We start from the raw sequence: 13,275 nt of genomic DNA on the forward strand, positions 1-13,275 counted from the left end.
GGAACGGGGCGTTCTATTCCTCGATGCGGATGGCCAGCGCCGGGCAGATCGCGGCGGCGTTGCGCACGTCGTCGGCCAGTTCGGCGGGCGGGTGCTCGTCCAGGACGACGACGATGCCGTCCTCGTCACGCTGGTCGAACACGTCCATGGCGGCGTTCACGCACTGTCCGGCGGCGACGCACTTCTCCTCGTCTACGACAACCTTCATGGGATCTCTCCTGAGCGTTCAGTGGGTGGGAGCGGGCGTGATGACAGGGGTGGGGACGGGGACGGTCGTGGGCGTGGGGACGGCGGGCTCCTGGAGCGCGTCCACCACCTCCTGGCGGCGCAGCCGGGTCTGCTTGGGCATGTTCCAGCCCAGGACCCCGGTGACTCGGCCGCCGACCCGGTACCGGGCGACGAAGCGCCGGGCGGCCAGGTCGCCCTCCACGACGTCCACCTCGGCGTCGGCCGGCAGGAAGCCGTGGACCTGGAGCTTGGCGTCGTACTGATCTGTCCAGAAGTACGGCACGGGCGCGTAGGGCCGGTCCTCGCCGAGGATCACCCCCGCGACCGCCATCGCCTGCTCCGTCGCGTTGGTCCGGTTCTCCAGGCGGACCGACCGGCCCAGGCCCTCGTGGTGCCAGCGGGCCACGTCGCCGACGGCGTAGACGCCCTCGGCGGCCCGGCACCACGCGTCGCACACCACGCCGTTGTCCAGGGCGAGGCCGCTGTCGGCCAGCCACTCCGTCGCCGGGACGGCACCGATCGCGACGACGACCACGTCCGCGGGGAGCACCTCGTCCGAGGCCAGCCGCACCCCCGACACCCGGCCGCCCTCCTCCCCGGTCAGCCCGACGACTCCCTCGCCGAGCCGGAGCGTCACCCCGCGCTCGGTGTGCAGTCCGGCCAGCACCCCCGACACCACCGGGCCCACCTGGAGAGCCATCGGCGCGGCCAGCGGTCCCGCCAGCGTCACCTCCAGGCCCAGCGTCCGTGCCGTCGCCGCGATCTCCGAACCCAGCACGCCCTCACCGACGACCACCAGCCGCCGTCCGGCGACCAGCTCGCCGCGCAGGGCCAGTGCGTCTTCGAGCGAGCGCAGCACATGCACCCCGGTCAGGTCCGGCGCCCCGGGGAACCGCCGCGCCCGTACACCGGTGGCGATGACCACGGCATCGGCGGTGACCTCCCGCCCTGAGGCGGTACGCACGGTCCGCTTCTCGGCGTCCAGCGCGACGGCGGTCTCGCCGAGCAGGAACTCGGCGTCCAGCGACGTCAGTTGCTCCTCGGCGCGCAGTGCGGCGCGCTCCGGCTCCCAGGCGCCGGACAGCACCTGCTTCGACAGCGGCGGACGGTCGTACGGAGCGTGCGGCTCGTCGCCGAGCACCGTGATCCCGCCCGCGTACCCCTTGCGCCGCAGCGCCTCCACCGTGGACAGTCCGGACGCCGAGGCGCCCACCACCAGGACGCGGGCCGTCACGCGGTCACCCCGCGGGGGCCGTTTCTGACGTCGTCGTCGATGCTCATGCGTGCTCCATTGCAGCCTTGGCCCGATGTCTCGCTGAAAATTATACCTGCCGGTCGGTATAACGAACACCCGAACAGAGTTTCCGGCGGCGGCACCCTCGCCCGGCACCGCCGAGGCAGCGCAGGGATTCCGCCTGGGCGCCGCCGGGACACCGCTCACGCCAGGTAACGGCCACCGTTCGCGCTGAGCGTCTGGCCGGTGACGTAACTCGCCTCTTCGGAGGCCAGGTAGGCCACCGCGTAGGCGATGTCCTCGGGGGTACCGGCCCGCTTCATCGGCATCATCGCGGCGACCGCGTCGACGTCCACGGGCCCCTGGCGTACCAGCGGGGTGTCGATGAACCCGGGCGGTACGTGGTTGACGGTGATCCCCTTCTCGATGTACTCGACCGCCAGTGCCCTGGTCAGGCCGATGACACCGCCCTTGGAGGCCGCGTAGTGCGCCATGGAGGGCGCGCCGGTCTGCGCGGAGGACGAGGAGATGTTGATGATCCGGCCCCAGCCCGCCTCGACCATGTCCGGCACCAGTTCCTTGGTGACCAGGAACGGGCCCTTGAGGTTGATCCCGATCATGCGGTCCCAGGCGGCCTCGGTGATGCTCGTGAAGGGCTCGTAGGCGGTGGTCCCGGCGTTGTTGACCAGGATCGTGACCGGGCCGAGTTCCGCCCGGGTCCGGGCGGCGGAGGCCGCCACGCCCGCCTCGTCGGCCGCGTCACCGCCCACCGCGATGGCCGTACCGCCCTCCTTGGCGATCAGGGCGACGGTCTCCTCGGCGCCCTCGACGTTCAGGTCCCAGACGGCGACGGCGGCCCCCTTGGCCGCGAGCACGGTCGCGATTCCACGGCCGATCCCCCGGGCGCCGCCGGTGACGACCGCGACCTTTCCTTGCAGTGTCATGCCTACTCCTCGTGTGATGTGAAGTGCCGACGGTCGGAGGGCCTTCAGCCCTCCAGGGCCTCGCGCGCCGCCGTGCGGGCGGCCACGGCCCGGGGGAAGCCGGTGTAGCCGCTGGAGTGGTAGATGACCTCGGCGATCTCGGCCTCGGTCAGTCCGTTCGTCAGGGCGATACGGACATGGGTCTTCAGCTCGGTCTCCGCGCCGAGGGCGATGAGGATGCCCAGCGTCACCAGGCTGCGGTCGCGCGGCGCGAGCCCCTCGCGGCCCCACAGTCCGCCCCAGACGCTGACGAGGCCGATGTCGACGAGATCCTCGCCGAGCCGCCCGTCCTTCAGATCGATGTCACCCTCGGGGAACACACCCGGCAGGGCGGCCCGCATGGCCTTCCAGCCCGCGGCCCGCAGATCGGCGGTCTCTTCGACACCCTTGTCGCTCATGCCTGTACTCCCGTTGCGCGGTTTCACGTCCTTGAGCGAAAGTTAGATCAGACGGTCGGTACAATCAATGTCCCCGGCGAGATTCACATCCATTGCCCGGACCCGCCGCCTCATCTAGTCTCACTTCTCACCGAGTATTCGACCGACCGGTCGACAAAACGAATCAGGCTCACGCGGGAGAGCACATGAGCGACACGACGAAGCCGGGCCAGGACCAGGTCGGAGCGGGCGGTACAGGCAGTACGGGCGACACCGGCGGCACGGTCGACGTGCTGGTCATCGGCGCCGGTGTCACCGGCATCTACCAGCTGTACCTGGCCCGGGAGGCCGGGTTCTCGGTGAAGCTGCTGGAGGCGGGCACCGGGGTGGGCGGCACCTGGTACTGGAACCGCTATCCCGAGGCGCGTTTCGACTCCGAGAGCTACACCTACGGCTACCTCTTCTCGAAGGAGCTGTGGGAGGAGTGGGAGTGGTCGGAGAAGTTCGCCGGCCAGCCGGAGATCGAGCGGTACTTCAACCATGTCGTCGACCGGTTCGACCTGCGGCGCGACATCGCCTTCGGCGTCAAGGTGACCGCGGCCGTCTTCGACGAGGCGTCCGGGACCTGGACCGTGCGGGGCAGTGACGGCACCGAGGTCAGGGCCCGCTTCGTCGTCGCGGCGACCGGCAACCTGTCGGTGCCGTTCATCCCGGCGATCCCGGGCCGCGAGGACTTCCGGGGCGCGCAGCACCACACCAGCCGCTGGCCGAAGAACCCCATCGACTTCACCGGCAAGCGGGTGGCGCAGATCGGCACCGGCTCCAGCGGGGTGCAGATCATCTCCGCGATCGCGGACGACGTGGCACAGCTGACGGTGTTCCAGAAGGACGCCGACTGGCTCACGCCGCTCAACAACGGGCCGATCACGCCCGAGGAGCAGGCGGAGCTGAAGGCCAACTTCGAGTCCATCCGCGAGACGCTGAACACCTCGCCGAGCGGGTTCCTGCACCAGATCGTCATGCGGTCCGGTCTGGAGGACAGCCCGGAGGACCGCCAGGCGTTCTACGAGGAGCGGTGGAACGGCCCCGGCTTCACCAAGCTGACCGAGCACTACTACGACATGCTCTCGAACGAGACCGTGAACGCGGAGTGGTGCGCGTTCCTGGCCGACAAGATCCGCTCCATCGTCAAGGACCCGGCGACGGCAGACAAGCTGATCCCCAAGGCCCACGGCTACGGCGGCCGGCGACCCCCCTTCGGCACCGGCTACTACGAGACGTACAACAAGCCGAACGTCTCGCTCGTCGACATCAACGAGACGCCGATCACCCGTATCACGGAGGACGGCATCGAGACCGCCGCCGGTGTCGAGGAGTTCGACATCATCATCTGGGCGACGGGCTACGACTTCGGCACCGGCGCCCTCAACAGGCTTGGCGTGCAGGGCCGTCAGGGGCTCCCGCTGAAGGAGTACTGGTCGGACGGCCCGCGCACCTACCTCGGGGTCGCTACGGCCGGCTTCCCGAACTTCTTCTTCCCCGGCGGACCGCACGGCGCCACGGGCAACAACCCGCGGTACGCCGGTGACCAGGTGGAGATCATCACCGACGCGATCATCCACGCGCGTGACTACGGCCACGACGTCATCGAGGCGACCGAGGCCGCCGAGGAGGAGTGGACGGACAGCGTGAACTCCAGCACGATGTCGTCCTTCCTGGAGAGCAGCTACTTCTCCGGGGGCAACATCCCCGGCAAGCCGATCAAGCAGTTGCTGAACCCGACCGGGCGGTGGAACCTCCAGGAACTGATCCGCGACCTGGTCCAGAACGACTTCCCGGCCTTCACCTTCTCCAAGGCGGCGGATCCGGAGACCAAGGCCTGACCGACCAGCCGGAAAGCCGATGCTCGTGCCGCCCGATCCGTCGGGTGGCACGAGCATCGGCTTTCCGTGTCGTGCGGCGCGCGCTACTGCAGGAAGGTCGTGACCCTCCGCTGGAACTTCCACGCGCCCTCGTGGTGGCGGAGCGTGTCGTCGTAGCGGCCGACCATCTGGACCGCCCAGCCCGCCTCGCCGCGCTGGAAGAAGGCGAGGTTGCTGACCGCGGTGGCCTCCTCCTCGGTGTACGAGGTGACGACCGTGTTGGCCACGAGGTGCAGCTGCGGCTGGGTCGGCGCGAAGGCCGCGAAGCCTTCGCGGATGGCGTCGCGGCCCTCGAAGGTGGCTATGCCGGCGATCTCGGCGACGCCGTCGGGGGTGAAGAGGGCGGCTACGTCGTCGTTTCGGCCGGTGTCCAGGGCCTGGGCGTAGGCGGCGATGGCCGCCTGTACGCCTGCGGCGACCTGTGCTTCGGTGTCAGGGGAAGTGGTGGGCATCTTTCTCCAAGGTCCGGGTGTACGGGGGGACAGGTCGTGGGCGAGCTGCGGGTCCGTTGTGGCTGGTCGCGCCCGCGCGGCGGAGCCGCAAATTGGCACAGCCCCGCGCCCCTTATGGGGGCGCTCCTCGCTAGACCTGGTAGGTCGTCTTCCTGCGACTCAGCAGCCAGGTGCCGTCGGCCCGGGTGAACTCGTCCTCGTAGTGGCCGACCACCTGGACCGCCCAACCCGCCTCGCCGCGCTGGAGGAAGGCCACGTCGCTCGTGGCCGTCGCCTCGTCGGCGGTGGAGGAGGTGACGACCGTGTTGGTGACCAGGTGGAGCTGCGGCAGCTCCGGCTCCCAGCCCTTGAAAGCCGCGCGGAGGGCGTCGTGGCCCTGGAGGGGGTCCGTGCCCGGGAGTTCGAGGACCCCGTCGGGTGTGTACAGCGCGACGATGTCGTCGGTGCGGCCGGCGTCCTGGGCCTGCGTGTGCGTCCCGATCACGGCACGTACTCCGGCAGCCACCCACGCCTGTGTGGATTCGCTCATCATCTCCCCAACAGTCGATGTTTCGACCACTGAGTCTATTGCCGACTGCAAGACAATATAAAGGGCTGAACGGAAGCAGTTCTGATTGTTGACCGACCGGTATAATCCCAAATAGCATGCCGCTGATCGTCAACGGGGACGTCGCCTGAGGAGGCATTTGTCATGACGAAGCGTTGGAAGCAGCGTCCGCCGGGTTCGACCTGGGGCGACTGGGGCGAGGACGACGAGCTGGGCCGGATCAACCTGGTCACGAAGGAGAAGGTCCTCCAGGGCGTGCGCGAGGTCGAGCACGGCATCGCCTTCAGCCTCAGCCTTCCCCTGGACTATCCGGGCGGCTCGGCCATGAACCAGCGCCGCTACCCGCCGATCCTGCGCCCCACCGAGGACCTCCAGCACAACCAGGACGTCTTCTACAACATCAAGGCGAGCGAGCACTTCTCGCCCGACCTGATCGACGTCTGGTCCGACGACGTGGTCACCCTCTGGCTGCAGTACTCCACCCAGTGGGACGCCCTCGCCCACCAGGGCGCCGAGTTCGACGCGGATGCCGACGGCGCCAACGAGGCCGTCTACTACAACGGCTACCGCGCCGGTACGGACCTGGTCGGACCCCAGGACGACGCCAAGGGCGACGGCAGCGGCAGCCTCGGCTTCGCCCGCCACCTCGGCCTCGAACACATGGCCGAACACGGCGTGCAGGGCCGCGGCGTCCTCATCGACATCGCCCACCACCTCGGCACCGGCTACCAGGCCGTCAACTACCGCCAGCTCCGCGAGATCATGGACGCCGACAACGTCACCGTGGAGCCCGGCGACATCGTCCTGCTCCACACCGGCTTCGCCACCCAGATCCTCAACTGGAACAAGAACCCCGACCCCGTCGCCATCCACCAGACCGCCGCCTACCTCGACGCCCACGACCCCGAGATCCTCCAATGGATCACCGAGTCGCAGCTCGCGGGCCTGGTCGCGGACAACTACGCGGTCGAAGGGGTGGCCGTCGGCAACGAGACCGGACCCCACTCACTCCTCCCCATCCACCACCTCTGCCTGTTCAAGCTGGGCGTCCCCCTCGGCGAACTGTGGAACCTCGGCCCGCTCGCCAGCTGGCTCCGCGAACACAACCGCAGCCGTTTTCTGCTCACCGCTCCCCCGCTGAACCTCCCGGGGACGCAGGGCAGCCCGCTGACTCCGGTGGCCACCGTCTGACACGGGCCGCACAAGGGAGGGGCCCCGGGGCGACAACCCCGGGGCCCCTCCCTTGTGCGGTCAGACCGCCGCGATCCGGCGCAGTGTGTCCGCGATCGTGTCCCGGGACGGCAGCCACGCCCGCTCCAGCGAGGGCGCGTACGGGGCCGGTACGTGCGGCGGGGCCACGCGGGTCACCGGGGCGTCCAGGTGCCAGAAGCCCTCGTCTACAGCGAGGGCCGACAACTCGGCGCCGACGCCGAAGTCCCGTACCGCCTCGTGGGCGATGACCAGGCGGTTCGTCTTGGCGAGGGAGGCGAGGACGGTCTCGCGGTCCAGTGGGGCGATCGTGCGCAGGTCGATCACCTCCACGCTCAGCCCCTCTTCGGCCAGCAACTCGGCTGCGGCCAGGCCGTCCTGGACCATCCGGGACCAGGAGACCAGGGTGATGTCGGTGCCCTCGCGGACCACCTTGGCCTTGCCCAGCGGGATCAGGTGGTCGGCCGGCGGGCGCGGGCCCTTGAGGCCGTACTGGAGCCGGTTCTCGACGAAGACCACCGGGTTCGGGTCCTGGATGGCGGCGCGCAGGAGGCCGTACGTGTCGGCCGGGTTGGACGGCATGACCACGGTCAGGCCGGGGATGTGGGCGAGCAGGGCCTCCAGGCTCTGCGAGTGCTGGCTGCCCGAGGAGCGGCCCGCGCCGAACTGGGTGCGGACGACGAGGGGCATCGAGGCCCGGCCGCCGGTCATGAAGCGCAGTTTGGCCGCCTGGTTGAGGAGCATGTCCAGGCAGACGCCGATGAAGTCCATGTACATGATCTCGACGACCGGCTTCATCCCGGCCATGGCCGCCCCCACCGCCGTACCGATGATGGCGCTCTCGCTGATCGGCGTGTCGCGGACCCGGCCGGGGAAGGCGTCCGCCAGGCCTCGGGTGAGGCCGAAGACGTTGCCGCCCGCGCCGACGTCGATACCGGCGATGAACACGCTGGGGTCGGTGGTGAGTTCGTGTTCCAGGGCGAGGCGTACGGCGTCCATGGAGCGGAAGACCTCGCCGGTGGCGGGGGCCGGTTCGGGGACCGTCGAGCGCGGTGCCGAGACGAAGTCGTGCAGGGTCTCGGGGGCCGGTTCGGGCAGGCTCCTGGCCCATTCCACCGCCGCCTCGATCTCCTTGTCGATCTCCTCGTCGATCGCGTCGGCCAGTACGGCCGGGACGCCGGCCGCCGCCAGGTGCTTGCGGGCGACGAGCAGCGGGTCGCGTTCCTTGGCGGCGGCGACCTCCTCGGCGGGGCGGTAGCGCTCGGGGTCGCCCTCGTAGTGGCCGTGCCAGCGGTAGGTCTCGGCCTCGACGAGGACGGGTCCTGCGCCGCCGCGCAGGCGTTCCACCACGTCGTTCATCAGCCCGGCCACCGCGAGGACGTCGTTGCCGTCGACGTGCGCGTAGTCGATGCCGTAGCCGGCGGCGCGGGCGGAGAGGGTGGCGCGGTGCTGTTCGGAGGCGGGCGAGAACTCGGAGTAGTGGTTGTTCTCGCAGAGGAAGACGACGGGCAGGTCCCATACGGCGGCCAGGTTGACGGCCTCGTGGAACATGCCCTGGGCGACCGCGCCGTCGCCGAAGAAGGCCACCACCACGTCTCCGGCGGCGCGCAGCTTGGCCGCGGTGGCCACCCCGGTGGCGATCGGCAGGCCGGCGCCGACGATGCCGTTGGCACCGTAGATGCCCAGGCGCGGGTCGGCGATGTGCATCGAGCCGCCGCGGCCGTGGTTGGTCCCGGCGTCCTTGCCCATCAGCTCGGCCATCATGGACGCCGTGTCCAGGCCCTTGGCCAGGACGTGGCCGTGGCCGCGGTGGGTGGAGGTGATCCCGTCGCGGGCGGTCAGGGGCCAGCAGGCGCCCACCGCGCTGGCCTCCTGGCCGATCGAGAGGTGCAGGAAGCCGGGGATCTCCGTCGCCTTGTAGAGCACGGAGGCCCGTTCCTCGAAGCGCCGGATTCGGCGCATCCGGCGGTACATTTCCAGCAGCTGTTCCGCGTGCGCGGAAACGGCGGAACCGGTCGTGATGTGCTGGGGTGCCTCGGTCGTCATGCGCGTCCTCGCAATGCTCGCGCGGGCGGTACAAGGCCGCGCCGCCGGAGTCCATCTTTTAATGTACCGTCTGGTCTAGCAAACTGGTCAAGCACAATGGAACGAGGTCCCGGGCCCGCTTCCCCCCGGACGCGCCGTCGGCCGTCCGGACGCGGGCCCGAGGTCATGTCTCATCGGTACGTCGAAATGTCGACACATCAGGCGGGGAGAACCACATGCCACGACCACCGGGCCACGGGCCGGACTACGAGGTCCGACGCCAGAAGATCATCGACACCGCGGCCACCCTGTTCGCCCGTCACGGCTACGCGGCGACCTCGATCAACGAACTGGGCCGCGCGGTCGGGCTCGCCAAGGGCGCCCTGTACTACTACATCGGGTCCAAGGAGAACCTGCTGATCGAGATCCAGTCGCGGGTGATGGACCCGCTGCTGTCCCGCGCCCGGCAGATCGCGGGCCTCGACGCGGACCCGCTGGTACGGCTGCGGCTGCTGTCCGAGTCGCTGCTGACGATCATCTTCCGCCGCCTGGACCACATCTGGGTCTACGAGCACGACTACCGCAGCCTCACCGGCGACTACCTCGACACGCTGCTGGGCCAGCGCGCGGAGTTCGAGCAGCTGGTCCGGGGGCTGCTCACGGAGGCCGTGGAGGCGGGCACCTTCCGTGCGGTCGAACCGCACCTGGCCACCCTGCAGTTCCTGAATCTGCACAACCACACCTATCAATGGGTGAAGCCGGACGGCCAGTGGGACGCCTCGTACCTGTCCGGCGAGTACTGCGACACCCTGCTGCGAGGGTTCGGAGCGCCCGGCGCCGCGCTGCCGGACGTGGAGGGGGAGGCCGCCGCCTTCAAGCGCGACCGGCCCGACCTGCCGCTCGACCCCGAGGCCGCGTGGCAGCCGGCCGCGCTGGCGGCGAGCTGATCCCGGTACCGGGTTCCCGGGGCCCGCGGCGTGTGCCGCGGGCCCCTTCGCGTCCCCCACGCCCACTTGCTCGTGTCACGCCTGCTTGAGCAACGCCCGGGCGATGACGTCGCGTTGGATCTCGTTCGTGCCCTCGCCGATCTCCAGGATCTTGGCGTCGGCGTAGAAGCGGGAGATCTCCGACTCCCGCACATAGCCGTACCCGCCGTGGATCTGGACCGCCTGGGAGGCGGCACGGTTGGCGACCTCGGAGGCGTACAGCTTGGCCATCGCGGCCTCCGTGCCGTACGGGCGGCCCTGGTCGGCCAGCCAGGCGGCGCGGTAGACCATCCAGCGGGCGGCCTGGTACTCCGTCCCGATGTCGGCGATCTTGTGCGCGACCGCCTGGAAGGCGGAGAGCGGGCGGCCGAACTGGTGGCGTTCCGTGGCGTGTCTGACGGCCAGGGTGAGCGCCGCCTTCGCCAGCGAGAGGCCCAGCGCGGCGACGCTGATCCGGCCCTTGTCGAGGACGTTGAGGAACTGGCGCAGGCCGTTGCCCTCCTCGCCGATCAGATGGTCGTCGGCGATCCAGCAGTCCTCGAAGACCAGTTCCCGGGTGTCCATGGCGTGCCAGCCGAGCTTCTTCAGCTTGGCGCCGCAGCTGTAGCCGGGGGTGCCGGTGGGGACGTAGAAGGTGGCGAAGCGTTTCCGCCCGTCCTCGTTCTTGCCGGTGGTGGCCAGGAGCGTGACGCCCTGGCTGATGTCGGTGCCGGCGTTGGTGATGAACATCTTGGTGCCGTTGATCACCCAACCGCCGTCCGCCCGGCGGGCGGTGGTGGTGATGCCGGCCGCGTCGGACCCGGCGCCGGGCTCGGTCAGACCGAAGGCCCCGATGGCCTCGCCCTTGGCGAGCGGGGCGAGCCAGCGCTGCTTCTGGGCCTCGGTGCCGTACGTCAGGAGCGGCAGCGTCGCGATGGTCGAGTGGGCGTTCCAGGAGGAGGCCACCGACTGGTCGGCGGCGCCGAGTTCCTCCATGACCGCGACGTAGGAGACCGTGTCGGAGCCCGCGCCGCCGTACTCCTCGGGCACCAGCATGCCCATCAGGCCGAGTTCGCCGAGCTTGGTGAAGATCTTGGTGGGGAAGGTCTCGGTCTCGGACCACTCCGCCGCGTTCGGGGCGATCTCCCTCGCCGCGAACTCCCGGACCATGTCCTGGAGATCACGGGTCTCCTCCGGCAGGTCGAAATCCATGTCACAGTCCCTTCGGAGTCAGCAGCACCTTGAGGTGCTTGGCCCGGTCGGCGGCCAGGTCCGCGAAGACCTCGGCTCCTTCCGTGAGCGGGAAACGTCCGGTGACCAGAGCGGAGGCGTCCAGGCGCCCGGTGCTCATCAGGTCGATCACCCGGGGGATGTCGAAGTTGTAGCCGAGCGTGCCGACCACCGAGCGCTCGTAGAAGACGAGTTGGCCCATGTCGAACTCGACACTGCCGTGCCCGACGCCGGCGAGCACGACCCGGCCGCCGCGCCGGACCGTGCTGACGGCCTGCCCGGCGAGCGCGGGTACGCCCGTCGCGTCGATGACGACGTCCGGGCCTATGCGGCCGGTTCGTACGAACACCTCTTTGCGTACGTCCGTCTCGCGCGGGTCGAACGCCTCGGTGACGCCGAGTTTCAGCAGCAACTCGCGGCGTCCTGCGAGGGGTTCGCTCACATAGAGACCGGCGGCGCCCGCGATGCGGGCCGCGAGGACGACGGCGACGCCGATCGGGCCGCCGCCGACGACCAGGACGTTGTCGCCCGGCCGGACTCCGGCGCGGGTGACGGCGTGCAGGCCCACCGCGAGGGGTTCGGCAACGGCCGCCATCTCGTCGGTGACGTTGTCGGGGAGGCGGGTGAGGCCGGATATCGGCACGGTGACGCGGTCCGCGAAGGAACCGGGTGAGGCGAGGCCGACGGAGCCGCTCCTGGGGCAGATGTGGTACTCGCCCCGGGCGCACCAGAAGCAGGTGCCGCAGTGCCAGACGGGGTCCGCGGTGACTCGGTCGCCGATCGCTATGCCGGGTGTCTCCGAGCCCAACGCCAGGACTGTACCGCTGAGTTCGTGGCCGAGGGCGAGAGGTGGGCTGGCGCCGGTGAGGGGGTGGGGGCTGGCGCGGATCATGTGGGGGCCTTCCAGGAACTCATGGAGGTCCGTGCCGCAGATTCCGGACCAGGCGACCTCCACGACGGCCTCGTGGGGGGCGGGGGTGGGGGGGTCCGGGACCTCTTCCAGACGTAGGTCCCGGGCGGCGTGCCAGCGGAGTGCTTTCATGTCCTGTCGTCCTCTTGTTGTGATCTGCGGGCCGGTGGGGGCTGGGCGCGCAGTTCCCCGCGCCCCTGAAAGGCGGCCCCTACGGGGCGCCTCTCCCAGGGCCTTCGAAGCGGGCCTTGCCCGGGCCCTCCGTCAGGAACGACTCGATACCCGTCGTCGCGTCTCTGGTGCCGAACACCCCGGTGAACAGGGAGCGTTCGAGGGCGAGGCCGGTCGACAGGGAGGTGTCGGTGCCGTGGTTCACGGCCTCCTTGATGGCCTCCAGGGCTGCCGCCGGGCCCTCGGCGAGCTTGCGGGCGTAGTGGAAGGCCGCCGTGTGGACCTCGGGGGCGGGGACCACCTGGTCCACCAGGCCCAGTCTCAGGGCCTCGGCGGCGTCCACCCTGCGGCCGGTCATCAGGAGGTTCTTGGCGCGGGACGGGCCGATCAGCCGGGTCAGGCGCTGGGTGCCGCCCGCGCCGGGGATGATGCCCAGCTGGATCTCCGGCTGGCCGAGGAGGGCGTCGTCGGCCGCGACGCGGTAGTCGGCGGCCAGGGCCAGTTCGAGGCCGCCGCCGAGTGCGTAGCCGGTGATCGCGGCGATCACCGGCATGGGCAGTTGGGCCACCTCGTCGAAGGTGCGCTGCAGGGCGCGGTTCCAGCCCCGTATCTCCTCGATGTCCATCGCGGCGAGCGCCTTGACGTCCGCGCCGGCGGCGAAGAGGCGCTCGCCGCCGTAGAGCACGACGGCCCGTACGTGGGGCGAGTCGGCCAGCTCGCGTACGCGCGCGGCCAGTTCGTCGCGCTGGGTGGTGTCGAAGGCGTTCAGCGGGGGGTGGTCGAGGCGGACCGTGACAACGGGTCCGTCGGTGTCCAGACGGATGCGCGGCACCAAAGCCTCCTGATCGAGGTCATCCAGTTCAGCGGGGGGAAACGACTCGAACTCATCGGCGCGCGGATGGTTGTCGATGTGTTCGCGTCGTCGTACAGTTCGGCGACAAGTTTTATAGACCAAGAGGTACACTAAATCATGGGAGCGGGCAACCAACCGGCCGGAACCCGCCTTTCCGACACAGAGCGAG

At 70.0% G+C, this 13,275-nt stretch carries 13 protein-coding genes; 3 read left to right on the plus strand and 10 right to left on the minus strand.

Translation table 11 applies throughout. The features are described 5' to 3' along the window. Positions 1-13: 13 nt before the first annotated feature. The 4 genes from CW359_RS23490 to CW359_RS23505 form a co-directional block, all read right to left on the minus strand. Positions 14-208 (minus strand): ferredoxin, encoded by a 195-nt coding sequence (locus CW359_RS23490; protein WP_105972075.1) that lies wholly within the window; start codon positions 206-208, stop codon positions 14-16. A gap of 18 nt (positions 209-226) precedes the next feature. Then, positions 227-1,462, minus strand: a complete 1,236-nt coding sequence (locus CW359_RS23495) for an NAD(P)/FAD-dependent oxidoreductase (RefSeq protein WP_105972076.1) — start codon at positions 1,460-1,462, stop codon at positions 227-229. A 203-nt stretch (positions 1,463-1,665) separates the two neighbouring features. Then, positions 1,666-2,406, minus strand: coding sequence for an SDR family NAD(P)-dependent oxidoreductase (locus CW359_RS23500; protein WP_105972077.1), 741 nt, complete (start codon positions 2,404-2,406; stop codon positions 1,666-1,668). A gap of 44 nt (positions 2,407-2,450) precedes the next feature. Next, positions 2,451-2,843: a carboxymuconolactone decarboxylase family protein gene (locus CW359_RS23505; protein ID WP_105972078.1), complete on the minus strand. Its 393-nt coding sequence runs from the start codon at positions 2,841-2,843 to the stop codon at positions 2,451-2,453. 185 nt (positions 2,844-3,028) lie between these two features. Between CW359_RS23505 and CW359_RS23510 the strand changes: the two genes are divergently transcribed. Beyond that, positions 3,029-4,705, plus strand: coding sequence for a flavin-containing monooxygenase (locus tag CW359_RS23510; protein ID WP_105972079.1), 1,677 nt, complete (start codon positions 3,029-3,031; stop codon positions 4,703-4,705). A gap of 83 nt (positions 4,706-4,788) precedes the next feature. Here CW359_RS23510 and CW359_RS23515 read toward each other — a convergent pair whose 3' ends face one another. Beyond that, complete coding sequence (locus tag CW359_RS23515) at positions 4,789-5,196, minus strand: nuclear transport factor 2 family protein (protein WP_105972080.1); 408 nt, start codon at positions 5,194-5,196, stop codon at positions 4,789-4,791. 130 nt (positions 5,197-5,326) lie between these two features. Next, entirely contained in the window at positions 5,327-5,728 is a 402-nt protein-coding gene (locus tag CW359_RS23520; protein ID WP_232838550.1) for a nuclear transport factor 2 family protein, read from the minus strand. 159 nt (positions 5,729-5,887) lie between these two features. Here CW359_RS23520 and CW359_RS23525 point away from each other — a divergent pair, with 159 nt between their 5' ends. Further along, positions 5,888-6,934: a cyclase family protein gene (locus CW359_RS23525; protein WP_105972082.1), complete on the plus strand. Its 1,047-nt coding sequence runs from the start codon at positions 5,888-5,890 to the stop codon at positions 6,932-6,934. Between the two features lie 60 nt (positions 6,935-6,994). On the opposite strand, the gene CW359_RS23530 is transcribed toward CW359_RS23525, so the two are convergent. After that, a complete protein-coding gene (locus CW359_RS23530; RefSeq protein WP_105972083.1) occupies positions 6,995-8,998 on the minus strand; it encodes an alpha-ketoacid dehydrogenase subunit alpha/beta in 2,004 nt (667 codons plus the stop codon). 215 nt (positions 8,999-9,213) lie between these two features. Here CW359_RS23530 and CW359_RS23535 point away from each other — a divergent pair, with 215 nt between their 5' ends. Further along, positions 9,214-9,924: a TetR/AcrR family transcriptional regulator gene (locus tag CW359_RS23535; protein WP_105972084.1), complete on the plus strand. Its 711-nt coding sequence runs from the start codon at positions 9,214-9,216 to the stop codon at positions 9,922-9,924. Positions 9,925-9,999: 75 nt separating this feature from the next. On the opposite strand, the gene CW359_RS23540 is transcribed toward CW359_RS23535, so the two are convergent. The 3 genes from CW359_RS23540 to CW359_RS23550 all read right to left on the minus strand — a co-directional run bounded on the left by CW359_RS23540 (position 10,000) and on the right by CW359_RS23550 (position 13,085). Continuing rightward, complete coding sequence (locus CW359_RS23540; protein ID WP_105972085.1) at positions 10,000-11,154, minus strand: acyl-CoA dehydrogenase family protein; 1,155 nt, start codon at positions 11,152-11,154, stop codon at positions 10,000-10,002. Between the two features lies 1 nt (position 11,155). Further along, entirely contained in the window at positions 11,156-12,214 is a 1,059-nt protein-coding gene (locus CW359_RS23545; protein ID WP_105972086.1) for a 2,3-butanediol dehydrogenase, read from the minus strand. Between the two features lie 79 nt (positions 12,215-12,293). After that, positions 12,294-13,085 (minus strand): enoyl-CoA hydratase/isomerase family protein, encoded by a 792-nt coding sequence (locus CW359_RS23550; protein WP_105972087.1) that lies wholly within the window; start codon positions 13,083-13,085, stop codon positions 12,294-12,296. Positions 13,086-13,275: the final 190 nt, after the last annotated feature.

This window comes from Streptomyces geranii, from assembly GCF_002954775.1.
Classification (GTDB): Bacteria; Actinomycetota; Actinomycetes; order Streptomycetales; family Streptomycetaceae; genus Streptomyces; species Streptomyces geranii.